At 64.6% G+C, this 24,427-nt stretch carries 21 protein-coding genes; 3 read left to right on the top strand and 18 right to left on the bottom strand.

Annotated features, from left to right (window positions below):
• Positions 1-41: 41 nt before the first annotated feature.
• The 7 genes from V9F06_11485 to V9F06_11515 all read right to left on the bottom strand — a co-directional run bounded on the left by V9F06_11485 (position 42) and on the right by V9F06_11515 (position 6,593).
• Positions 42-752: a haloacid dehalogenase-like hydrolase gene (locus V9F06_11485; GenBank protein ID MEI2618224.1), complete on the bottom strand. Its 711-nt coding sequence runs from the start codon at positions 750-752 to the stop codon at positions 42-44.
• Positions 749-2,092: a M20/M25/M40 family metallo-hydrolase gene (locus V9F06_11490; protein ID MEI2618225.1), complete on the bottom strand. Its 1,344-nt coding sequence runs from the start codon at positions 2,090-2,092 to the stop codon at positions 749-751. The genes V9F06_11485 and V9F06_11490 overlap by 4 nt, the downstream gene beginning before the upstream one ends.
• Positions 2,093-2,233: 141 nt before the next feature.
• Positions 2,234-2,758 (bottom strand): CpXC domain-containing protein, encoded by a 525-nt coding sequence (locus V9F06_11495; GenBank protein ID MEI2618226.1) that lies wholly within the window; start codon positions 2,756-2,758, stop codon positions 2,234-2,236.
• 26 nt (positions 2,759-2,784) lie between these two features.
• Positions 2,785-3,801: a hypothetical protein gene (locus V9F06_11500; protein ID MEI2618227.1), complete on the bottom strand. Its 1,017-nt coding sequence runs from the start codon at positions 3,799-3,801 to the stop codon at positions 2,785-2,787.
• Between the two features lie 10 nt (positions 3,802-3,811).
• Positions 3,812-4,201 (bottom strand): preQ(1) synthase, encoded by a 390-nt coding sequence (gene queF / locus V9F06_11505; protein ID MEI2618228.1) that lies wholly within the window; start codon positions 4,199-4,201, stop codon positions 3,812-3,814.
• A gap of 127 nt (positions 4,202-4,328) precedes the next feature.
• Positions 4,329-5,828: an ABC transporter substrate-binding protein gene (locus tag V9F06_11510; protein ID MEI2618229.1), complete on the bottom strand. Its 1,500-nt coding sequence runs from the start codon at positions 5,826-5,828 to the stop codon at positions 4,329-4,331.
• 78 nt (positions 5,829-5,906) lie between these two features.
• Entirely contained in the window at positions 5,907-6,593 is a 687-nt protein-coding gene (locus V9F06_11515) for a helix-turn-helix domain-containing protein (GenBank protein MEI2618230.1), read from the bottom strand.
• A gap of 170 nt (positions 6,594-6,763) precedes the next feature.
• Between V9F06_11515 and V9F06_11520 the strand changes: the two genes are divergently transcribed.
• From V9F06_11520 to V9F06_11530, 3 genes are all read left to right on the top strand, one after another.
• Positions 6,764-7,978 carry an acyl-CoA dehydrogenase family protein gene (locus V9F06_11520; GenBank protein MEI2618231.1) on the top strand — a complete coding sequence of 405 codons (1,215 nt, stop codon included), beginning with the start codon at positions 6,764-6,766 and terminating at the stop codon, positions 7,976-7,978.
• 480 nt (positions 7,979-8,458) lie between these two features.
• Positions 8,459-8,920: a helix-turn-helix domain-containing protein gene (locus V9F06_11525; protein ID MEI2618232.1), complete on the top strand. Its 462-nt coding sequence runs from the start codon at positions 8,459-8,461 to the stop codon at positions 8,918-8,920.
• A gap of 14 nt (positions 8,921-8,934) precedes the next feature.
• Entirely contained in the window at positions 8,935-9,609 is a 675-nt protein-coding gene (locus tag V9F06_11530; protein MEI2618233.1) for an IS630 family transposase, read from the top strand.
• A gap of 445 nt (positions 9,610-10,054) precedes the next feature.
• Here V9F06_11530 and V9F06_11535 read toward each other — a convergent pair whose 3' ends face one another.
• From V9F06_11535 to V9F06_11585, 11 genes are all read right to left on the bottom strand, one after another.
• Positions 10,055-12,094 (bottom strand): thioredoxin domain-containing protein, encoded by a 2,040-nt coding sequence (locus V9F06_11535; GenBank protein ID MEI2618234.1) that lies wholly within the window; start codon positions 12,092-12,094, stop codon positions 10,055-10,057.
• A gap of 104 nt (positions 12,095-12,198) precedes the next feature.
• A complete protein-coding gene (locus V9F06_11540; GenBank protein MEI2618235.1) occupies positions 12,199-14,439 on the bottom strand; it encodes an ATP-dependent helicase in 2,241 nt (746 codons plus the stop codon).
• On the bottom strand, positions 14,436-16,358 hold the full coding sequence (locus V9F06_11545; protein MEI2618236.1) for a hypothetical protein: 1,923 nt from the start codon (positions 16,356-16,358) through the stop codon (positions 14,436-14,438). Before V9F06_11545 ends, V9F06_11540 begins: the two co-directional genes overlap by 4 nt.
• A gap of 163 nt (positions 16,359-16,521) precedes the next feature.
• Positions 16,522-17,148 (bottom strand): pentapeptide repeat-containing protein, encoded by a 627-nt coding sequence (locus V9F06_11550; protein MEI2618237.1) that lies wholly within the window; start codon positions 17,146-17,148, stop codon positions 16,522-16,524.
• A 55-nt stretch (positions 17,149-17,203) separates the two neighbouring features.
• A complete protein-coding gene (locus tag V9F06_11555) occupies positions 17,204-18,331 on the bottom strand; it encodes an LLM class flavin-dependent oxidoreductase (protein ID MEI2618238.1) in 1,128 nt (375 codons plus the stop codon).
• Between the two features lie 30 nt (positions 18,332-18,361).
• Complete coding sequence (locus V9F06_11560; GenBank protein ID MEI2618239.1) at positions 18,362-19,528, bottom strand: class II aldolase/adducin family protein; 1,167 nt, start codon at positions 19,526-19,528, stop codon at positions 18,362-18,364.
• Between the two features lie 113 nt (positions 19,529-19,641).
• On the bottom strand, positions 19,642-20,655 hold the full coding sequence (locus V9F06_11565) for a diacylglycerol kinase family protein (protein MEI2618240.1): 1,014 nt from the start codon (positions 20,653-20,655) through the stop codon (positions 19,642-19,644).
• A gap of 92 nt (positions 20,656-20,747) precedes the next feature.
• Positions 20,748-21,830, bottom strand: a complete 1,083-nt coding sequence (locus tag V9F06_11570) for a glycosyltransferase family 1 protein (protein MEI2618241.1) — start codon at positions 21,828-21,830, stop codon at positions 20,748-20,750.
• A complete protein-coding gene (locus tag V9F06_11575) occupies positions 21,817-22,575 on the bottom strand; it encodes a PIG-L deacetylase family protein (protein ID MEI2618242.1) in 759 nt (252 codons plus the stop codon). The genes V9F06_11570 and V9F06_11575 overlap by 14 nt, the downstream gene beginning before the upstream one ends.
• A complete protein-coding gene (locus tag V9F06_11580) occupies positions 22,568-23,077 on the bottom strand; it encodes a DUF402 domain-containing protein (GenBank protein ID MEI2618243.1) in 510 nt (169 codons plus the stop codon). The genes V9F06_11575 and V9F06_11580 overlap by 8 nt, the downstream gene beginning before the upstream one ends.
• Positions 23,077-24,426, bottom strand: a complete 1,350-nt coding sequence (locus V9F06_11585; GenBank protein ID MEI2618244.1) for a phosphomannomutase/phosphoglucomutase — start codon at positions 24,424-24,426, stop codon at positions 23,077-23,079. The genes V9F06_11580 and V9F06_11585 overlap by 1 nt, the downstream gene beginning before the upstream one ends.
• Position 24,427 lies beyond the last annotated feature (1 nt).

Below are 24,427 nucleotides of genomic sequence, written 5' to 3' on the forward strand. Positions count from 1 at the left end.
AGCTCGCGTCGCATCTATCTCGCAATCCGCAGGCCGCGCGCTCAGCCGAGCGCGCGGTCGATCGCTTCGACGAACGAGTCAGTGTCGGACAGGTCGCCGAGCAGCGCGTCGGGTCGATGGGGCTCCAGCGCGGAGAGGTCGAACCGGCCCGTCGCGACAGCGACAACGCGCGCTCCACCCAGGCGCGCGGCGGCGATGTCCGCTGGAGTGTCGCCAACCAGGACGGTCTCGGACGGCGCATAGCGCACTCCGGTCGCCCGCAGGGCTGCGCCGATTGCTTCATCCACCAGATGTCCGCGCTCGATGGCCCGGTCGCCCCACGCGCCGAAGGAGATGAGCATGCCGAGGCCAACGCCGCGCAGTTTCGCCTCGCCGACCGCGCGCCCGTTTCCAGTGAGCGCCCCAACCGCCCATCCATGATGGTGGGCGGCCAGGACTGCCTCGGTGACTCCGGGCAGCAGTCGTTCGCGGAGGTTGCTGCCGGCAATGGTCTCCGCATAGCGCAGACCCATCGCCGACATCATCTCGTCCAGGCGCATGCCTGCCTCGTCGATGTCCAGCCCATGGCGCTCGAAGAGAATGCGGGCGATCTGGGCATCGAGCATGCCGGCCAGCGGGACGCCTTCCAGCGTCACCGGCCGGCCATAGACCTGCTCGAAAGCGTGGGTGAACGCCGCGCCGTGGTGGCGGTCGCCGGCAATGAGGATCGTCCCGTCGATGTCAAACAGGACCAGCCCGCGCTGTCGGCTCATGCGCGCGCCGAACAGTAGCGGACAACGATCTCGAATAGCGCTTTGGTCGCGAAGAGCAGATTGTCGATTGCCACCCGCTCGTCGTGATTGTGAGCGCCGTTCATCTCCGCCACGGAATACGGCGCCGGGTTGAAGCCGTAGACCTTTACACCGGGGATCGACTTGGCGTCGGTGCCTCCGGAAACGAGGAACGGCGCGACATCCGACCCAGGGTCGACATCGCCCATGACGGCGCGGATCGTGTCGAAGAGCGGCGAGGCAGGATCGGCCTCGATGCCCGCGGCGCCACCACTGCCAACAATCGCGACTTCGTCGCCAAGAAGTTGCTGAACCTCGGCGCGGAATGCGTCGGGATCCTGCCCGGGGAGGATGCGACCATCGACATCGCAGTCCACCTCGCCGGGGATCACGTTAATGCGATGGCCACCGTGGATGATGGTCGGGACGGCGGTATTGCGGGTGGTCGCGCGGAGCGAGAGCTTTTCGAAATCACTGAGCGGCAGGCGATTGAGATTGTCCCAGGTCGGATCAGCCAGGATCTCATCGACAACGCTGCCGCGATCGCCGAGCGCAGTCTGGAAGGTCCTCAACATCATATCGACCGATGACGTCATGACCGTCGGGAACGTATGCTGAGAGAGCTTCACCAGCGCGCGGCCCATCCGGAGCATCGCGGTGTCGTCGCGCGGGACGGAGGCGTGGCCCGGCTCGGCGCGGGCGACAATCCGCATTCGTGCGCCACCCTTTTCGCCGGTCTGGCAGAGGTAGAAGCGCTTTCCGGCGATCTCGATGGCGTTGCCGCCGCCCTCGTTGATCGCGACCTCGGCATCGATCAGGTCGCGATGGTTCTCCCACATCCAGGTTGCGCCGTACCGGCCACCAGCTTCCTCGTCGGCGAACGTGCACATAATCAGGTCACGGTCGAGCGTCAGGCCCATTCGCCTGATGAGGAGCATCACGAGCAGCTCGGAGGCTACGAGGTTCTTGGTGTCAACTGCTCCGCGTCCCCAGATCATCCCGTCGGCGATGTCGGCGGCGAAGGGCGGATGCTGCCACTTGTCGGCCTCGACGGAAACGACATCGCTGTGGGCCATCAGCATCAGCGGCCGGCCCTTGCCCTCGCCCCCGATACGGGTCACGAATGAGGCGCGGCCGGGATCGCTTTCGAGGATGTGAGAAGACAGTCCCACCGTAGAGACCACATCACGCAGATGAGTTGCGACCTGAATCTCGTTCCCCGGCGGATTGACCGTCTCGAATCGGATCAGATCCTGAAGGTGGGTTGTGACTTCGTCACGCACGCTGTCCCAGTTGACCTGGGCGCTGATTCCTGCGGACATGAGCTTTCCTCCCTTACCGAACGATCGTCGGGGGCATGGTACGGTGTGCGGTCGGACGCGGCAACCGGGATGCTTTGGCCTGAGGGAAGAATAGCGCGCCGGCCAGCGGTGAGCGGCTGGCCGGATGGGAATAGAGCCCGGTCAGGCAGTCTCGACGTCGCGGACAACGCCAGGCGCGAGGTCACCGGAGGCGAGGTCCTGCTCGCGCTCCTGTCGGGCGCGCTCGATCGCTGCCTCAGCGGCCTCCTGGCCACCGAGATGCTTCTCGATGAGCTCGTCGAAGCCGAAGACGATGTCAACCTGCACATCTACGTCGGCCCATTTCTCGACGAGATTCTCCAGGCGACTCCAGTAGATCTCCTCGCCGCCGCCGGCCTTGAACTCCCACGCGGGCCGGACCTGGATGACCAGATTGCGGTCCGGATCGTAGGCGCAGAAGATATGATCCACTTCGATATGGTATTTGCAAGCGGGGCAGTAGGCGTGGTGCATCGCCTTGCGCAACATGCCCTCGCGGCCCTTCGGATCGGTCCCGAAGTTGACGAAGTTGGCGACGACCGGTGACCAGGTAGCGCGACAGTTCGGGCAGCGCAACTCGGTCTCGGTGTACGCGGTCTTCAGTCGTTCCTCACGATCGGTGGCCTCGGCAGTCGTCTGGTCGTTCATTTCTCAGTTCTCCAAGTGTTGGTCCGTCAGCAGCGGGGCGTCTCATTCACGCCCGATCCATCGCCGCGTTCAAGCAGTGCCCTGAATATATCAAGCGTGCGGGTTGGATCGCCGGGGCGAGAGCCACCCGCAGCAGGTGAGCCACGCAAAGGGTCGAGCAGCGCCATGGCCACCTCGCGAACGTCCGGGTGGGGGCTGAGCAGCGCGGCCTCGGCGGTGATCGGGTTGCGATGGCGCGCATAGAGCAGATCGGCAGCATCGTGAGCGAGGCGCTCGTCCGGATGAACGACGAAGACACTGAGCACCTCCGCAATGGCGCTCGTCGGCATACTCGTCCCGATCGCGAGAAGCGCGCTGCGCCGAAGCTGGATCGGCACAGCTTCATCCGCCAGCAGCGCGATGGCGCGGTCGAACGTGCCGCTGGTGGCAGCGCGCAGGCCGGTAAGCCAGGCGACCCCACGCACGCTTTCATCCTCGTCGGCAACGAGTGTGTCGAGGTTGTCGACGATCACCGCCGGGGCAACTTCGGAGAGAAACTCAACTGCCGCGCCACGCGCGGCCGGCGAGCAGCCGGCCAGTGCTACTTCAGCGACACTGACGCGACGCTCGTCACCCAGACAGTGCTCGTCAATCGGGTCGAGGACCAGGATCGAGAGTGTCGTCTCGCCGGCCTCGCCCATCACGACGCGTTTCGCGAGGCGAATGAGTCGGTCCGGATCACTCGCGAACCGTCGCCACATCGCGGAGGCGGCCGGCCCGACCGCCAGGAATTCGGCGCGGGCATCGAGATCGTCCAGCGAGGCTAGCTCAACGACACGATCCAGAGAGGTGTCGCGGCGGCGACCGACGAAGTCGTCCGGCCAATCGAGGAGCCGCGCGGCCAGCACCGGGTCCAGCGCCGGCCAGCTACGGAGCCAGCGCCGGCCGCGCGGATCGCCGATCAATCCGTCAATCAGGGCTGTCCAGTCGTCCTGGGCAACCATCGCGGGATCGACCGGTTCGCCGGCAACCACCCGCCCAACGATATCGTCGATCGACCGCATCGTATGCCGGCTAGGCGCGATCGGGCGCTGAGTAGGTCGCGGTAACCGTCGTGTAGAGGCCACCACGCACGTTGAACTGACCGATAACGGTCGCCTCACGCGGGGCGATCTTGTTGACGACTTCGTCCAGTATCTGGTTGGTGACCGCTTCGTGGAACGCGCCTTCGTTACGGAACGACCAGAAGTAGAGCTTGAGCGATTTGAGCTCAACACAGAGCTGATCTGGGATGTACCGCAGGGTGATCTCGGCGAAGTCGGGCTGGCCGGTGACCGGACAGAGGCAGGTGAACTCCGGCGTGTGGATCTCGATGGTGTAGTCGCGCTCGGGGTTCGGGTTGGGAAAGATCTGCAGCTCGTTCGCGGCCGCAGTCGGGGTTGCGCCAAGCAGGCTGGATGACATCGGGGTTCGCACCTCCTGAGAGTCAATCGAATACGACATAAGGATACATCGGGGATGGGGGATGAGGCGGATCAGGCGATTCTGGTCGCGCTCATCCCTTGTGCCTCATCCCTCATCCCGCCTCGCGTCATGCCTTACGAACGAGCCCGTGATACCAGAATGGAACAGTCCCGCGAACGCCGTCGGACCATGACCAGCCGGTGAGCTCCGTGCGGTAGGGGAGGTGCTCACCATGCTGGAGGAAGGGAACACGAGCGATATCGGCAGCCAGGGCATCCTGGAGGGCGCGATAGTGGCGGCCCCGCTCGGCACGATCGACGGTGGCGCGGCCGGCCAGGAAGGCGGCATCGACGGCAGCGTTGTGATAGCGCATGGTGTTTCGCGGACCATCGGACGCGAGGAAGCTCGCCATGAGCTGCGGGTCGGGGCCGATGTCGCCGCTATCGAGGATCAGATCGAAGTCGCCGGCCTCCTGGAACCGCTCTTTCCAGCCAACCGGATCGACGGACTCGATCTCGGCAACGATCCCGATGCGGGCGAGCTGCTCGGCCATGATGTTCGCGGCGACGCCGTAGTGCGAATAGAGCGAGCGATAGGCGAGGCCAACGCGGAATCGAACACCGGCGTCGTCCCGCCGATAGCCAGCCTCGTCCAACAGACGCTCAGACTCGGCGGGGTCGTATCCGGGCGCAACAGCATCGGGATTGAATGCCCAGTCCACCCGCTCCAGGTAGTAGTGAGAGGGCGCCGTCGCGAGCGAGCAGACGCCGTCGGCAATCGGCCCACGGTCTATGGCGCGAGCAATTGCCTCGCGGACGCGATGGTCTTCGAACATCGGCTTTTGCCAGTTGAACGCGACGAAGGCAATCGAATTACCCGGGTGGAACATCACGTCGACGCCGGGCTTGGCGCGATACTCCTCGACCTGCTGGCAGGGAACATCCTGGACGACGAAATGGACCTCGCCGGCCTCCAGCAGCCGAAAGGCGTCGTCGGTGTCGGGGATGATCCGGTAGGTGATGTGTTCGACGTATGGCCCTTCGCCAAAGTAGTCAGGGTTCGCGACGAGCTCGATACGCTCGCCAGGGACCCACTGCTCGAAGCGGAATGGGCCACTTCCGACGGGATCGAAGTTGTGCGGGTTCGTGGCCCAGTCGGTTCCGTCGTAGAGGTGCTTCGGCAGGATGTGGGTGAAGACGAACGCGCCAAGCTGGGCCAGAAAGGCTGCGTTGGGCGCCTTCAGCCGGCACGCGACGGTGTGGTCGTCGATGACATCGACGGTGTCAATGTCCTGGAGCCAGGAGAGTCCGTGGTAGCCGTGCTTCAGCACTTCGGAGTAGGTGTAGGCGACATCGTGGGCAGTAACGGGTGTGCCGTCGTGCCAGCGGGCGTCACGGTTGAGGTGGAAGACGTAGCGAGCGCCACCGTCGAGGATATCCCAGGAATCCGCAAGGTCGGGGTGAATGTCACCGCTCTCGAAGACATCGAGAACGACGAGTCGACTGTAGATATTGTTCGCCGCGAAGTAGCCGCCAGCGCCGGTGTAATTGCGCCAGACTTCGTTGAAACCCTGTGCATCGAACGGCACCGCAACGACGAGATGCCCCTCGGGGTTCGCGTTGGCCACCAGTCAGTCCTTCCTGTCCGAGCAAGTCCGTCGGGAAGAGCGTACAGGGAAACCGGCCGGCTGACGAGAGGCCCGGACTCAGGCCGTCATCACGGCAGGAGTCACGTGGGCAAGCATGCTGAGCTGGAGCCAGGTCGGGAAGGCATGCTGGAGACCCGACGGGTCGTCGATTTCGATTGAGTGGGCCCGGAGGGCTGACCCAATCTCCTGATGGCCAACCCAGACGCGATGGAGCGTCATCGTGTCAGCGGTGATCGCCAGATCGACATCGAATCCCGGGTCGGTCACACAGACTGACGCCCCGGAGCGCTCGAGCAACAGCCAGTAACGCCGCGAGGAGAGACCGGTGAACTGGATCTCGACGACAATCCGCCGCGCAGGGAGAAGGTCGAGGCTGATGCGACGGTGCATATCCCACATCAACAGATCGACGTCGATATCTTCCGGCTGAATCTCGCGGTTCATCCAGCGCGCTCCCCATGCGCCGAGCATCTGGATCACGTCGAACAGCTCTTCGCCAGCGGGGGTGGGGACGTACTCAACGATGCGGCCGCCGTGCGTCGCGTGACGCTCGATGATGCCGTCACGCTCGAGCGATTTCAATCGTTGGGACAGAACGGAGCGCGAGATCCGCGGCAAGCCGCGTTCGAGCTCGTTGAAGTGACGGCTGCCGAGGAGGATCTCGCGCATGATCAGTGGAGTCCACCGCTCGGCGAAGACCTCGGCCGCCTTGGCGACCGGGCAGAACTGACCGTATCCGGGCATCGACGTAACTCCAATCGACGATCCGGTCATCTCATTCCCAGTATGCGACAGCAGCGCAATACAGCGGGGTTCGAAGATCGAACTGGTCGAGTCCGCAACCGGGGGGCAATCTGAGATCAGTTGCAGACAGGCGCGGGAGTGGCCGCGCCCGACCGAGCAGGAGGCATCCGATGACGACAATGGTCAACCGTGCGACGGTGTCCGGTGAAATCGTTCCATTTCGCCCGACGCCACTGGAGGCCGGAGACGATCGTTTCGTCGAGCTGGCGCGGGGGCTTGCGGCGGAGTTCGCAACCCGCGCAGCAGCGCACGATCACGAGAATACGTATGTCGGTGAGAACTACGACCGGATGAAGGCGTCCGGCTACACACGACTCGGAATCCCGGAGCCGCTTGGAGGGCTTGGCGCGTCGATGCGGCAGGTCATCTACGCACAGGCCGAGCTTGGAACAGGGTGTGGATCAACCGCCCTCGCAATCGCAATGCACTTGTACAGCACGCTGGCCTTGAGCTATCGCTGGAGACACGGCGCGAGTGACGCTGGCGCGGCGTTGAAGAAGATCGCAGGAAACAACCTGATCCTGATGACGAGCGGCGGATCGGACGGGATCTACCCCTCAGGTACGGCGACACGGATCGAGGGCGGCTACCTGATTTCTGGCCACAAGGTGTTCTGCAGTCAGGTTCAGGGAGCGGATCTTATCACTACGATGGCGCGATACGACGACCCGGAAGACGGGCCGATCGTGCTGATGATGGCGCTGCCGATCCGCCAACCCGGAATCGAGATCGTCGAGACGTGGGACACACTCGGCATGCGGGGCACGCAGAGCCACGATCTGACGCTGACCGACGTGTTCGTGGCAGACGAGCAGATCTCGGCGCGGAAAGCATGGGGACGAAATGACGCGCCGCTCCGCTCGGCACTGGCGCACTTTGCACCGACGGTGGCGGCAGTGTATTGGGGCATCGCGGCTGGCGCGCGGGATGAGGCAGTTCGAGTGATCGCTGGTCGGCGTGGCCCGGCCGGCGCGGCGGTGGAGAACCCGATGACACAGCGGCAAGTAGGGCTGATGGACACAAAACTTCGAACTGCCTGGTGGGCGCTGGCCGGCGCGCTAACGGAGCTGGGCGATGACTTTCCGCTCGACGAGCGCACGGTGAACACGGTCGTGGTCGCGAAGCGAGAGGTCGTGACTGCCGCATCCGATGTGGTGAACCTCGCGATGTCAGTCACTGGCGGAAGCGCGTATTTCCGGCGCTCACCGATCGAGCGTGCCTACCGGGATGCGCGGGCTGGTGAGTTTCATCCGCTGACACCGGAGAAGACGCTGCTCTACGCTGGTCGAACAGCGCTGGGCCAGGATGTGAACGACATCTGGTAGCGCGCGGGTTGAGGGCAGGTGATCACCGATCGGAGTCCCCTCCGCCTGTCACTGCCTGCCGGCAGAGCGGGATCTCCCCTATGCTCGACCGTGCCCAGCCAGGGGAGATCCTTCGGCTGCGGCCTCAGGATGACAAGGTGCGGGGAGGCTGCCAACCTGACAGTTCATGCTAGTCGATACACTGAATGCTCCGACCAGCGTGATGTGTCCTGTACTGTGGTGCGACAGCTACCACCGCTCGTTGTCATTCCGAGCCGCAGCGAGGAATCTCCCCTGGCTGGATACAGTCGAACGCAGGGAGATCCTTCGGCTGCGCGGGCGCCCTCTGGGCAGAGGATGACAAGGTGCGGGGAGGCTGCCAACCCGACACTTCATGCTAGTCACTGTACTCAGTACAGCGACTAGCATGAAGTGACTTGTTGGCACAGAACTGGCTGATGGGATGCAACGCAGTTGTGTGCACCAGCGGGAGGGTCTGGCATGAGTAATAAGCAACACGTGGTACGGCTGACGGCAGCGGAACGAACGGAATTGCGCCAGCTCATTGAGACAGGGTCCGCCCATGCCAGGCGCCTTAAACGCGCCCGCATCCTGCTCAAAGCCGATGCCAGTATCGCCGGACCACGGTGGACCGATGTCCAGATTGCGGAGGCACTGGAATGCAGTCCCCGGACGGTCGCGCGACTCCGGGAACGATGCTGTCGTGAGGGTCTGGCCGCCAGTCTGGGGCGACGTCCCTCGACACGGGTCTATCGGCGACGCTTTGATGGCGCAGCGGAAGCCCGGCTGACCACGCTTGCTTGTAGTCCTGCACCAGCGGGTGCTGCCCGCTGGACGCTGCGCTTGCTGGCCGATACCGTGGTGGAGCAGGAGATTGTCCCCCAGGTGTGCCCGGAGACGGTCCGCATGACACTTAAAAAAACGTCCTCAAGCCGTGGCTGAAACGCAGCTGGTGTCTGTCCGGGAAGCCTGATGCGGGATTCGTCGCAGCCATGGAAGATGTGCTCGACGTCTATGCTCGACCGATCGACCCACTGCGTCCACTAGTCTGCTTTGACGAGAGTGGCAAAGCACTCCGGGGCGATGTCCGTCCCAGTCAGCCAGCTGGACCCGGTCACGCGCTGCGGGAAGATCCGGCCTATATCCGCCACGGCAGTGCCAACCTCTTTCTCTGGTGTGCGCCCCATCTTGGACAGCGAGGCATCACCGTCACCGAGCGGCGCACCCGGGTCGACTGGGCCGTCGCCATGCGCCATCTCGTCGATGAGGTCTTCCCGACGGCGGAGCGGATCGTGGTGGTGCTCGACAATCTCAACATCCATGCCGACCACTCACTCTATGCGGCGTTCCCGCCCCGGGAGGCAAAGCGCATTCGCGACAAGCTGGAACTGCATTACACCCCCAAGCATGCTTCGTGGCTGAACATCGCCGAACTGGAGTTTAGTGCGCTGGTGCGCCAATGTCTGGATCAGCGCATCCCCACGCCGACGGACTTGCAGCAGGCGGTTGATGCCTGGACAACCCGGCGCAACAGCCGCGCCAAACCGGTGCAATGGCACTTCATGGTGGAGCACGCACGCATCAAATTGCGCCGGCTGTATCCGGTCCCTGAACTGGACACTTCATGCTAGTCGCTGTACTCAGTGCACCGACCAGCGTGATGTGTCCTGTATTGTGGTGCGACAGCCACCACCGCTCGTTGTCATTCCAAGCCGCAGCGAGGAATCTCCCCTGGCTGGATGCATTCAGACGCAGGAGAGATCCTTCGGCTGCGGCCTCAGGATGACAAGGTGCGGGGAGGCTGCCAACCTGACACATCATGCTAGTCGCTGTACTCAGTGCTCCGACCAGCGTGATGTGTCCTGTACTGTGGTGCGACAGCCACCCCGGCCGTTTGTCATGCTGAGCCTCAGCGAAGCATCTCCTCATGCTGGATGCATTCAGACGCAGGAGAGATCCTTCGGCTGCGGCCTCAGGATGACAAGGTGCGGGGAGGCTGCCAACCTGACACGTCATCCTAGTCGGAGCACTCAGATTGACAACGGCGCTCCACTACGTGCGGCTCACTCTTGCGTATCAGGGTGAGCGCTGGGGTTCACCCGTTATTTCGGCCAGTTGCGCCAGCATGATCGCGGGGTCAGTCGCAGGGAGCTCGCATGTGTAGTTGCGACAGACGTAGACGGTGGCTTTATCTTCGATTCGTGGCCGATCCGCCAGCAGTGGAACGACGAGGGCCGCCCCACCGTCCGGATTGCCGAGGGCAATGACGGCGCGTGGCAGGAACATCTCCCGCAGTGGAGTCAGCAGTAACCCAGCGTCGATGAGATCACCGCTGATGGCGACCTCGGCGATCGGGCCGACGGCGAGATCGGCGGCGCAGAGAAGCCGGCCATAGCCGAGCGCGTTACCGGCCGCATGCGGCGCCAGGCCGCTGAGCACGCCTCTGGCGATTCGGGTCAGATCGATATCGCCGGTCAGATGGGCCAGGCGAAGCAGGACATCGCAAGCCACGCTGTTGCCGCTGGGGGTGGCGTTGTCGCTGAAATCGCGGGGCCGGCCGATGAGCGCGTCACCGGTGGCACGGGCATCGTAGAAGGCGCCGTCGACGTAGAACTCGTCCAGCATCGTGCGAGACACCTGATCGGCGAGCACGACCCAGGCGGGATCGAATGTCGCCTGCCAGGTCGCGAGGAGACCGTCGATGAAGTTGGCGTAGTCCTCGAGATAGCCGGGGATGCGCGCCTCGCCACGCATCCAGACACGGGCGAGCTGTTTGCCGTCCCAGAGACGGTCGCGGACAAAGGCGGCATTTGCGACTGCGGCTTGTCGGTAGCGCGCGTTGTCGAATGCCCAGGCGGCGGTCGCAACGGCCCGGAGCATCATCCCGTTCCAGGAGGTCAGCACCTTGTCGTCGCGGCTGGGGTGGACGCGAGCGGATCGGGTGTTGAAGAGCCGCTGGCGCGCGGCAGCGAGGTCACCTTCACGCCAGCGGAGGCGATCTTCAGCGCGCGCGATCGAGAGGACGTTCGAGCCCTCGAAGTTGCCGCGCTCGGTGATATCGAGAAGCGCGATGACATCGGTCGCCAGGGGATCATCGTCGAGCGCAGCGCGGATCTCGGAGGGGGTCCAGGCGTAAAATCTGCCTTCCTCGCCTTCGGTGTCCGCATCCTGGGTAGCGTGGAAGCCGCCGTCCGGGTCGGTCATCTCGCGCAGGACATAGTCGACCGTCTCGGTCGCGATCGCGCGGTGGAACGGATCGCCCGTGACCTGCCAGGCGATCGTGTAGAGATGGGACATCAGGGCGTTGTCGTAGAGCATCTTCTCGAAGTGCGGGACGAGCCAGACAGCATCGACGGCGTAGCGATGGAAGCCACCGCCAATCTGGTCATAGATGCCGCCACGGCCCATCGTGTCGAGCGTGTGCTCGACCATGCGCAGGGCCTGCTCGGCGCCAGTGCGTTGGTGGACTCGGAGAAGCAGCTCGAGCGCCATCGGTGACGGGAACTTCGGCGCTCCGCCGAACCCACCGTTGACACGGTCATACTGGGTAGAGAGATTTCTGGCGGCTTCGTCAAGGAGACCCGGGGTGAGCTGCCCTTCATCGGGCATCGCCTCGAACTGGGCCTGCAGCGCGACGGCGACGCGGTCGGCTCCGGCCGCGACCTCCGTCCGGCGCTGCTCCCACGCCTCGTGGACGGCGAGCAAAATACGGGAAAAGCCGGGCATCGAACCGCGATCGGCCGGCGGGAAGTAGGTCCCAGCGTAGAACGGCTTACCACCCGGGGTGAGGAACACCGTCATCGGCCAGCCGCCGTGGCCAGTGAGGAGCTGGGTGGCAGTCATATAGATCGAGTCGAGGTCAGGACGTTCCTCGCGATCGACCTTGATGTTGATGTAGAGCCGGTTCATCAGCGCGGCGATCTCGTCGTTCTCGAAGCTCTCGTGGGCCATTACATGACACCAGTGACACGCGGAGTAGCCGATCGACAGCAGGATTGGCTTGTCCTCGGCGCGGGCGCGCTCGAGCGCCTCGTCACTCCAGGGATACCAGTCGACCGGATTATCGGCGTGCTGCAACAGGTAGGGGCTGGTTTCGCGGGATAAGCGGTTTGGCACCGGGAGCTCCTTCCGGCCTGGTCATTCCTCGGCGTCGGCAGGCGAGAATCTGACGGCATTCAGAGCATACGACGCGGCGGCAGCGGAAGCGCCACCACCGGCCCTCATCTCGACTCGGCAATGACCTCGGACAGGATCGACTGGAGCATCGGAAGCACCGGCGACTCACGCTGGGGACGGTGGCCGGCACGGTGCCAGGAGATCCAGAGCGCGCGGCGCGCGCGGGTGAGGGCGACATAGAGCAAGCGCAGCCTTTCGGCAACGACCTCGATGCTGTCCGCCTCCAACGCGGCGCTGGGGTCGCGGAGTGGGTGGTCGGGCCGCCAGGCACGAGCGAGAGCGCGAAGCTCGTTTCGGGATTCGACGAGCGGGTCGCCAGGGCCGAGATAGTTGCGCATCTGTGGCCGGTAGATCTCGAGAGAGCCGGGAAACCAGTAATCATCACAGCCGGTCGCAAAGACGACATCCCACTCCAGCCCTTTGGCCTGATGGAAGGTCGATACGGTGAGCGTGCCAGGAAGTACGCGGACCGAGTCATCCTCTGGGGTGCCACGGAGGCGGCGGTGACGATCGCGCGTTTCCTGGAGCCAGCGTAACAGGTTGGCCAGGCGGTCACGGTCGGGATCCGGCTCGGCGTCGCGGATGGTGGCAATGACGCGGTTGAAGGTCGCGCGGTCGGCGTCCACTGGCTCGATCGTCGCGGCGACGAGGGCGAGCAGGTCGTGAGGCGGAGAGAGACGGGCATCAAGCCAGGCCGGCGCATGGGCGAGCCGCCGGAGTGTCGCTGCCTCGGCGTCGGTCCATGGTGACGGGACGTCGAGGGCGGCGGCGATCGCCTCGGGGCTGCGGCGCGGGTAGAACAGGCCGGCGACGAGCTCGGGATCGCGCTCTCGCCGTTGAAATGCAGCAACAACCCGGTCGGCATCGGGATCGGTGGACCATCGTTCCAGCGCACGGGAGAGATAGCGGGGCTGGTCGGGATTGAGGAGGAAAATGATGACGGGCTCGATCCGATCGATCAGATCGACAGGGCGGCCATCCTTCGAGCCAAGCAGCCGGATGATTCGCGACTGGGGGAGATGTTCGGACGCGCGAAGCGCGAGGGCGTAGCCTGTCTCGCCACGGCCGGCGAGGACAGCGACGGTGTCGCCGGGATGAGCGCGGAGCCAGCGGACGGCGCGGCCGACGACCTCGGTGTGCTCGTCATCGGTAGTCTCGAAGTCGCGAATCGTAATGCCATGAGGCCCGTAGGAAAGAGGATTTTCCAGGCCGGCCGGCCCGATGACCGGCGCGATCGGCTGGTGAAGCAGCGCGGTTCGCGCACCAACGACGGGGTAGGCGTCGCGGACTCTATCGGAGAAGTGGTTGGCGAGTGTGAGAATCGACTGGGCCGATCGACTCGAGCCGGCCAGCGTGAATCGTTGGACCGCCGGGTCGGATAGCCAGTCTCGAAACCCTTGAGCATCGCTAGAGGTAAAGCTGGTCATGATGGCCTGGTTGCCATCGCCAACCCTGACGAGATTGCCGCCAGGACCCGCGATGAGCCGGAGCATACGCTCCTGCAGAGGGGTGCTGTCCTGCGCTTCATCTTCCAGCAGGTACGGCCACCGCTGGCGAAGCCGGGCGGCGAGCGATGGATCCTGCTCGAGCGCGGCAACCGCGCGGGTGACAAGATCGTTGAAATCGAGCGCGCCGCGTTCGCGCAGGGCTCGTTCGTAGCGGTCGAACACGCTGGCGACAAACGGCAGCCAACGGGAGTCCGCGCCGCCGCGTAGCCCACTGCGGAGTGAGTCAGCGTCGAGTTGCAACTGCTTGGCTTCGTCGATGGCGCGCGCGGCGAGGACTGTCAGAATTTGCAGGCTGGGCCACTCGCGCGAGCGACCATCCTCGCGGTCGAGCACCAGCGCCATGAGCGCTTCGCTGTGTTCGACGATCTCTTCCTCAACGACAGATTCGACCAGGCGGTGGGCATCGCGCTCGTCGATGACGATCAGATCCGCATCGAGGCGAACGCGATGGCGTGTCGCGGCGAGCACGTCGTTTGCCAGACCGTGGAGCGTGCGGACTGCGATGCCCCGCTCGGGCAGACCTCGTTCGCGAAGACGGGCAGCAACGGCGCGCTGGAAGTTGGACACACCGGAGTTCTGATACGTGACGATCATCACGTGCCGATCCCGGCCGAGATTATCACCCCGTGCGATCAGCTCCGCGGCGAGAGCTGAGAGCGTCGTCGTCTTGCCGGCCCCCGGCACGGCTGCGATGGCGGCGTAGCCGCCGCGATAGCATTCGACAACCGCCCGCTGTTCGGGCCGCAGGCGCAGTGAGGCGGGTTCTGACCCGCTCACGAGTCCACCAGCCCGAGATCGTGGAATGCAGCCAGTAGCGGGCCGTCCAGCCGCTGACCATCCATGCTGGTGGCGCTGGCAAACACATGGATACCCTCGGTCACCCGCGCGGCCAGGTTGCGCAGGACACGACCGAGAACCTCGCCACGAACACGGTCGTCGTGGGAAAGGTCGAGTTCCGCGCCGGACGCGATCGCGTGTGGGTTGGTCAGCACAAGGAGTGGCGGATCCCACCAAAAGGGGGACGCGACATCGAGCCAGACTTGATGGGCAGCGGCCCGATTAGCGGTGAGGAAGCCATACGGCGTGGTCAGCGTCACGGCGGGCGCGAGTGGGCCCGAGGCATCGTCCGCTGCGATCACCTCGCTGTCGATGAACGAAAAGAAGCTGGCGAGGGAGGTATCGAACCCGAAGCGTGGCGCGGCCTCGGCAAAGCGGCGGGCGACAACAACAAGGCCATCGCAGACCGACTTCACGGCCGGAGCATCGACGAGGACATCGCAGGACAGGCGGTCGAGGGCAAGATCAACCGGATCGTCGCCGGCCGCGATCAGGGTCGCCCAGTCGAGCAGGCGAGCAACCGGGTCGGGGAGAGCGCTGACGCCGGGAGAGGCGCGCCTCTCGACTTCTGGCCGCGCGCGGAGGTGGCCGGCGCGACTATCAAAAACGCGAGCGACGAGCGGCTGAACCGCGATGGGATTCCGGCCAAGTAGCGTGCCGAGCAGGTCGGCGACTTCGACCGGCGCAACCCGCCGGCCACCCGGTCGAGCGGCACGAAGCGCCGTCAGGCAAGCGCGGGCGGATGCGTCGTCGAAGAGCGAGCGCCAGCGCCGATCGACGGAGAATGGGATGCCGAAGGCCTCGAATCCGGCCATCAGCTCGCTGGTGACGACGGCGTCGAGGTAGGGGCTCAGCAGCACGATCCCCTTCGGAGGAACACCGGCATCCACAAGGCCGGCGACAGATTCGACGGCGGCGCGGGCCATGAGGTCTGGGCGATTCAGGGTCCTCAGGCTCCAGCCATCGAGTCGCGGCTGGCGAGGCGGGCCGGCAAGTGGGTCGCCGACGAGACGAGCGAGCTGGCCGGCAGCAGCGCGCCGCGGCGCGTCGGGGAGGTGATCGTCCCGCAAGCGCAGATGGCGGAACTCGCCGGCCCCGCCACCTACGAGCTTCGCGCAGACTGTGCTCGCGTGCGTGGTGGACGCGCCGAGCATCCAGCGAAGGCCCCCATCGGTGGAATATCCGACCGTCACGCGCTCGACACTCGCAGCGAGGCTGCAGAGCGCCGAGGCGAGCGCTGGAACCATTTCATCCAGTCCGTCGATAGCGAGGACACGGTATTCGGCGACGAGTGAGTCGACAACCGGCTGCTGCCCGAGCAGCCAGACGGCCGCTTCGACCTGAAGGTCGAATGGCAAGACGCCGACCTGCAGGCATCGCTCGCGGAGGCGATGAGTGACACGGTAGCCGGACTGGATCACGTCATCCTCGAACGGTAGCTGCAGCCCGGCGGCGACCCGCCTCCACGCCTCATCGAGCGCGAGACCGCGGGCAGCGGCGAGGTTCATGTTGTCGATAAGCTGGACGATCAATCGCGGCTCGCGAATCGTGACCCGTGCCAGCGCGCCGGGATCGCGACGGTACTCCTGACGGCAGGCGTACTGGGTAACATCGAAAGGCAGGAACTCCGGCGTCTCTCCTGCTAGCCCAAACTGCTCGACGGCTTGTGTCCACCAGGTGGACACAAGCCGCTGCGCGAAGGTCAGGTAACTCTCCAGTCGAACCTGGCCGAACACGTCGGGAGGGACGAGGCGCGCGGCGGGGCGCTCGGCCCGACGATCGACGACCAGCATCAAGGCTTGCGCAGCCGAATCGCGCCGAAGCGCAACCTCGGCACGACTGAAGACCACGGTGGACACGCCAGATCGCGGCGGGCCGGAGATGACCCAGCGCGGCGCATCGTGCGCAATTACTCGTCGTTGCGCGGGCGTACTACGTTCGATCCAGCACCTCCGCAATCGAGACAGGGTCGATGAACCGGAGCATCAATGCTCCTCGAGCGTATTACTTGCGTCTACGATATCAGGCTTCGAGATCGATCACCGCGCCAAGAGAGCGGGCCAGCAATACCGCATGGTCGAGATCGAGCCGGACACCGCGCAGGTTGAGAAGCGACAGATCGACGCCGTCAAGGCGAGCGCCGCGGAGATCTGCGCCGCGTAACCGGGCGCGCAGCAAGCTGGCATTGGTGAGATCGCTGCCGCGGAAGTTGGCGCGCTCGAGATTACAGTCCTCCAGATTTGCGTCGGCAAGACGGACATCATGCAGATCGATGCGGCGCAAGTCGTGGCCGGCGAAGATGACGAACGACCAGTCGCCGCCGACAATCGCGACCGTCATGAATCGCGCTTCGGCAAACGACGAGCCGGTCATCTTGCACTGTTCGAAGCGCGCGTCGGTCAGGTTAGCGAGGGAGAAGCGACAGTTGAGGAAGGCACTGCCGTCATGACGGGAGCCGTTCAGCCGCGCCCCGGAGAAATCGCAGGAGTCAAAGAGACAGTGGTCGGTGACGGCCTCATCGAGGTCAACGCTGCGGAACGAGCAGCCAGAGAAGCGACAGCCCTGCATGACGGCGCGGTAGAGATCGACGCTGTCGAACGACTCGCCTACGTGCTCGCGTTCGATCCAGGGTTCCGGCTGGTCGTCGATGGCGCACCTCGCTGCTTCTGGCTACCGTCTGCGGAGCGGACTATACATGGCCGGCTCAGCGCGCATTCACGAGTCGGCGGATCTGCCAGATGGCGCGGAGGCTGTTTGCGGCGGCACGGGGTGAGACGGCCGCGGAGGCCAGCTCGAGATTGGCGTGGCGTAGCCCGGCCTCGCCGAAGGCGCGGATACGAGCAGCGACCTGTGCGGGTGTGCCCCACATCAGCACCTCGGCGAGCGCATCGACCGGAACACGGGCCATCGCGTCGAGAAGCTGTTCACGTGTGTGCTCGCTGGGGACGTAATCAAAGAAGCCCCTGAAGTCATCACCAAACGGGTGGGCGACGCCATGACGTCGCCACATCTCGGCCGGGGCGAGGACGGCAATAAAGCGGATGGGCGGCGCGCCAAGCATCTCACGGGCCTCGCGCTCCGTCGGCGCCGCGACGACGTATGCCTGCATCGCAGGCAGGATCGCGGCTGGGTCGCGGCCGGCCGTCTGTGCGGCGGCCCGGATTGTCGCCAAGCGGGCAGCGTAATCGTCCGGGTCGGTGACGAGCACCGGCAGCCAACCATCCCCATATCTGCCGGTCAGGTCAAGCATGCGCGGGCCGTGGGCTGCAACCCAGATTCGCGGGACACGGTTCGGAGGAGGCTGCAGATCGAGCGCGGCCTGCGTCAACGTGTAGAAGCGGCCATCGAAATCGACCGGACCCTCGGATGTCCAGCACAGACGGATGATCTGAAGCGCTTCCTCCAGCCGGCTGACCGACCAGGACATCGAGAGGCCGTAGGGCTCGACATTCTCTCGCTCGCCGGTGCCGATGCCCAGGATCGGAGCGCGGCGGCTGACATGGGCGAGGGTGGCCATTGACTGGGCAATCAGAACCGGATGTCGGCGGATCGCCTCAGTGACACCGACGCCAAGCCGAAGCCGGCCGGCGTGAGCAGCGAGGTAGCCAAGCGTGACCTGGTAGTCAAGCATCTCGTGGGGAGACTTGCTCAGGCGCGCAAGCCACGTGAAATCCTCATCCCACAGCGACTGCGGGAAAAGATCCTGAACGTGATCCCAGACGGTGAGCGATTCCAACCGCATCAGGCGGGACGCATAGGCCAACGCGCGCAGGGTGACAACAGGGGGTTTCGGCGGCAGGTGCATACCAACCGTGATGCGTGGTCGCGCCAACGGTAGCCTCTTCCCCCGCCACGCGGCGGACTAGCTCATCGGCACCTGAGCGAGGATCTTGCCGTCGATACGCTCGAAGATCTCCGGCAACGAGCGACCGGTGATCGTCAGCCCGTGATTCTTGAGCCCGACGACCGCCCGCGACGGATCCGGGGCCGCCCGAATGAGATCCGAGACGGCGACTGCCAACTCGCGCGTGCCGCATGGGTAGTTGATCTCGGTCGAGAAAATATCTTCCATCCAGGCGTGGATATGGACGATCGCGCCGACATCGGGATGCTCGCGATAGACCATGAAGTGCTCGATCGCATCGACCGAGACGCGCCGGGGCTTGACCTTTGGCGAGACGCTCAGGACCATCGCATTACGCTCGGGGACGTAGTCTGTGACGAGCAGAATATCGCGCCCGACCTCATAGAGCTTGGACTTGTCGACGCCACTCGCGCTCATCCAGAAGGTCAACGCGTCGCGGCGGGCTGAGAGGTTGCCGTACGACAGACCGCCGATGCCAAAGAGACGCATCACATGCCGGAGGTCGCGTTCGGAGAGCAGATCCTGAATCGGCCATGGGGCGGGGAGCAGGTTAAGCTTGCCGAGCTGCTCGCCGGCCCAGGTCACCTGGCGCGTGATTTCATCGCCGTCCCATAGCTCCTTGGGCAGGTCGGGGATGTAGTCGTTGTTGATAACGAGCTGGGATGTCGCCAATGGGGCGAGCCGGTTATAGATGGCAGCGAAGAAATCCGCCTCGGAGCGCGAAGGATCCCATGAGACGACGTAGTGGCCCTGCTCCATCGTCATAAAGTGAGCGTCGACTTCGTCTCCGCGCACGACCATGATGATGCCAAGATTCGAGAGGGCATGGATGAGGACTGGGTAAAAGGCACGAAAGATGTCGGCCGGTTGTTCGTTTGTCTCGAGAATACTGGTGACGAACGTACCCTGCGCCTTGCGGCGAAAGGGCTTCGGCGCGTCGTAGTCGGTGAAGTTGACGATCAACCCGACGTCATCGGTCGCAGCAGGAAGCTGAATATGCCCGCGGCGGAGCATCTCAGCGACGAGACCGTCGCGCACCCACTGCTGGCGCTGGGTTCGGGCGACGCCATTGAGCGTAAAGGTAAGATGCCCATTTGCAGAAGCCGCCTGGGTTGCTGCGGTATCCTGCAGTGCTTTCCCGGAATCGGTTGAACTGGATATCATGCAAACCACCACCTGATCTGAGGCTGCCCAACGGTTCGAGGGCGACGGATGCCGGCAAATCCGGCGGGTAGGCTGATAACGATCGTATCAACCGTGCACCCAACAACTATGACCTATTGGCTTGGATCGGTGCAACCGCCGAATAGTTGGAGAGTCTCGGGAAGCCCGAACACCCGCAGGGTACGAGGAACTACCACGACCTCGATCGGTGTCTGGCCGATCTGCTCGCCATCCATCTCGATCAGCATCCCTTCGTCGCAACGCACGGTCGCGCGGGTTGCCGACAGGTGGCGGACGCCAGGCCGGCCGACATGCGAGCCGCGATAGACGCGCGGCATGATGTCGGTGATCAATGCCCGCCGACCGACGTCCTCGAGGACGAAGACCTCGAGCCGGCCATCGCAGAGCGACGCCATCGGGGCCACGTGCATGCCCCCGGCAAAATGGGCGCCGTTGGCGAACACCACCATGTTGGCTCGCCCGTCGAAAACCGTCTCGCCATCAGCGGTTACATCCACCGTGACGGGCTCGAAAGAAGCAACCGACCGGACGGCGCTGGACATATAGGAGACCAGGCCACCAAACCGCTTCGATGTGCGATTGATTCGCAGAGCGGTCGCGCCACCGAGGCCGGCGTCGGCGACGTTGGCGAAGTAGCGGGATGTGAGCTGACCGGTCTGCGTGTCCAGATAGCTGATTCGTCCGACGTCGATCGTCGCAACACAGTCATCGCGTAGCGCCCGGATGGCGTCCTCAACACTTCGCACGCCGAGTGACCGGCTGAGATCGTGGCCGGTGCCACACGGGATCACGAGTAGCCGTGTGTGCTCGCTGACCGGACGGTCGGCATCGATGAGGCCGTTGACGACCTCGTTCATGGTGCCATCTCCGCCGACACAGACGAGGATCGGCACATCGTGTCGCGCGAGGCGACGGGCGATATCGGTGGCTTCGCCGGCGCCGGTCGTCAGATAGGCCTTGAAGTCATAACCGGCGGCGCGGAGGTGTTTCGCATATTCCGGCCAGCGACGGCCAGCACGACCATTGCCGGCCATCGGGTTCACGACAACGTGGAGGGTAGTGGTCGGGGCTCCGCCCGTGGCACTCTGTCGCTCGGCGGCTACCATCGTCGAGTCTCTCCTCCGAACTTCTCGCCAGCGGGCCAGGTGACGCCTCGCGGACGAGGACCGTTGCCAATCGAATGGCCGGCAGTATACCGTCAGTGCCCAACCGCGCGCTGATATACAGCCACAGTCCGCGCAGCCGCGTCGTCCCAGTCGAACTGCTTTGCCCGGGTAACCCCGCCAGCCGAGAGCGAACGCCATAGCTCGGCATCGCCTGCAACACGCTCGATCGCCGCGGCCCACTCACCGGGGTCGCCATCAATGACCTCGATCGCCACTGCGCCGGTAACCTCCGGGAGCGCGCCACCTCCCGAAGAAATGACCGGCGTCCCGACGGCCATTCCTTCCAGCGCGGCCAACCCGAACCCCTCCACTCTGCTGGGCAGGACGACCGCTATAGCCTCGCGGTAGAGCCTCCATACATCTGCGTCGGACGGCCCGACGAGCCACTCGACGCGGCCCGAGGCCGTCGCGGCTTGCAGCCGGGTCTGGGTGTCGTCACTACGCCAACCAGGGTGGCCGGCAACGACGAGCCGGATAGTCGGGTCGACGAGATGGAGCGCATCGAGCAACAAGTCATAGCGTTTGCGAGGCTCGACGGTGCCGACTGCCAGGACATAATCGCCGCGCGATGAGCGCGGGAGCGCGGGCTGGTCGTCGATTCCCATTGTCACCCCCAGAGGGATGACAGTTACACGGGCAGGATCGATCGCATAGCGCTCGACCAGATCGGCTGCAGTCCAGGCAGATGGCACGATCCACTCGCGGGTCCAGCGAGCCGAGCGACCAAGCTGGCGGTAGTAGGCGAGGGCGTCGGCAGCGAGGTCCTCCGGCCACCGCAGAAACGCCAGATCATAGACGGTCGCGACGGCTGGGACGCCCGGGAGGATCGGCGCGATGAGATCGACAGCATGGTAGATATCCGGCCGGACCCGCCGCAGCATCAGCTCGACCGGGACGGCGTAGCGCTCCAGGCGATGGTGCGGCGGGGTGCGGAAACGAGCCGAAGACGGATCCACCGCCGGGTCGCGGACCGCACGGAGCGGGACCAGGTCAATGTCGGGCTGGCGACGAAGGGCCGCGGCGAGATCCGTCGAATAACGGGCGATGCCACCGGCCCGGTAGCCGGCCAGACGCATATCGAACGCAACGCGGAGCGCCACGTCAGACAAGCGCATCCAGCGCGAGGTCACGAGCGCCGAAGCGAAGGAAGTGGAACTGCTCGGCGTATTCCATGCCGGACGCGCCGGCCGCCTGACGAGACATCCCTCTCATCCGATCCCCGAGCGTCTCGGGATCGCCGACCTGGGATCGATGACAGCTCATCGCGCGCAGCTTACGTTCGATGACGTCGGTGATATCGATCCGCAGGTTCGGGGACATGGCGCTGACCAGATAGATGTCCTGGACCTGGTGGGGAGTAAGCCCCTCGTCGGCCAGCTCGACGAATGTGCGGCGATTGCCGGATAGCGGAAAGAGCGCCGCCAATGCCGCCTCGCCGCTGGTCCAATGGTCGGGGTGCTGAACGTAGCCGGGCATCACCCGCCGCTGAGGGTCGAAGAGAATCGCTGCCTGCGGGCGAGCACGGCGAATCTCGCGGACGAGCTGCCGGCGCAGCTCGAGCGTATGGATAAGCTCTCCATCGCGATGGTCGAAGAAGACAACGTCGTGTGCGCCGATGATCGCTGCTGCCTCGCGCTGCTCTCGTTGGCGCATGGCAACGAGGTCGACGTCGGAGATCGGAGTATCACCGAGCCCCTGGACGCCGGCGCGGCCATCGGTCATCAGCACATAGGTGATTCGGCAGCCGCCGTCGGCCCAGCGAGCCAGCGTTCCGCCACAGATAAAGTCCGGGTCATCGGGATGAGCGAACAGGCAGATCGCGCTCTCGGGGATACCGATACGCTCGTCAATATCAATCATTCGTGTCTCCAGTATGACGTTCAGCCGAGAACGGATAGTCGCGGCTCTCCGCGAGCGCAACCAGCTCATCGCGAGCATCGAGGATCATTCGATGAAGATCCGGGTCGCTGGCGGCGATGCCGGACGCTTCCAGCTCGTCAAGGTCAACGACAGCGATCGCGCCACCCGGCAGAACGAGGACATCAACCCAGAGGTCGTGCCAGGTGATGACGCCGTCGGAGACGCTGGTCGGGTGAGTGACGTTGCAATACCAGCCCACCAGGCGGCCATCCGGGCGATAGTTGGCGAACAGGTTGAAAGGACGCACCGTCGAGAAATACTCGTAGAGCACGTCGCCCCGCTCGAACGTGTAGTAGCCGATATCGACCGTCCCGAACGTCCAGACTGCGCGAGCAGCGACCCAGCCGGCCGGGGCTTCGATGTCGGTGGCCTGGTAGCGGGTTGCCACGCTGCCGTCCGGTCGCAGCTTGACGACGGTCCATTCAGTCGCCGCTAGTGACATCAGGCCTGCCCGCGAATGATGGCGAGGACATCGGCGGCACGATCATCGAGCTGGCGGCGCGTGTCCGCCTCGACGTTCAAGCGCAGCAGCGGCTGGGTGTTGGACGCGCGCAGGTTGAACCACCACGTCGGGTAGCTCACCGTCAGACCATCCAGCTCGTCCATCTCGGCGTCAGAGAACGCGGCGCGAACGCGCTCGATTGTGCCGGCCACGTCGGCGACTTCGGAGTTGATCTCGCCGGACCGGAACCGTGTGTCGATCGGCGCAAGGTATTCGCTGACCGACATGCCCTCGTTCGAGAGGAGCTCGAGGACGGTCAGGAAGGCGATCAGGCCCGAATCGGCGTACCAGTTATCGCGGAAATAGAAGTGTCCGGAATGCTCGCCGCCGAAGACGGCATCTTCCCCGCGCATGAGCGCCTTGATGAACGAGTGGCCGACACGCGAGCGGATCGGTCGCCCACCCTCGCGCTCGATCAGCTCGGGGACAGTTCGCGAGCAGATGAGGTTGTAGACGATGGCCGAGCCGGGGTATTTGCGCAGCATGCGCTGGGCCACAATCGCGGTCACCATGTCGCCGCCGACAAACTCGCCACGATCGTCGATCAGAAACATGCGATCCGCGTCTCCATCGAACGCGATGCCCATATCGAGGCCGTGCGCGACGACGGCGGCGCGCAGATCGCGGGTATTCTCCGGCTCGATCGGGTTGGCCTCATGATTCGGGAAGGCGCCGTCCAGCTCGAAGAAGAGCGGGGTGAGCTCGCCGGGCAGGTGTTCGAAAACGAGCGGCAGCACCTTGCCGGCCATGCCATTGCCGGCGTCGATGGCAATCCGCATCGGCCGGACGGCGGAGACATCGATCATCGACAATGCGTGCGCGACAAACGCCTCGGTAACGTCACGCTCATTCAGGTCGCCATGGCGACCGGGATCGCCAAACTCGCCGGCCAGGACGAGGTCGCGAATCTCGCCAATGCCCTGATCCATCGAGAGCGGGCGCGCTTCCTCGCGGCAGAGCTTGAATCCGTTGTATTCGGCGGGGTTATGGGATGCAGTAACCATCACGCCGGCCGGGAAGCCGTACTTGCCGACGGCGAAATAGAGGCCATCGGTCGAGATGAGACCGATGTCCGTCACATCGGCGCCCTGGTCGCGAATGCCGTTGATCAACGCCGCGGCAAGCATCGGGCCGGAGACGCGCATGTCGCGCCCGACACAGACATGGTCCACACCGAGGTAGGTCACGAGCGCGCGGCCGATCCGGTAGGCGATCTCCGGCGTCAGCTCCGCTGGCACAACCCCACGAATATCGTAGGCCTTGAACAGGTCTGACGTGGTCTGGTCCATC

It is taken from the genome of Thermomicrobiales bacterium (genome assembly GCA_037045155.1).
Taxonomy (GTDB): Bacteria; Chloroflexota; Chloroflexia; order Thermomicrobiales; family CFX8; genus JAMLIA01.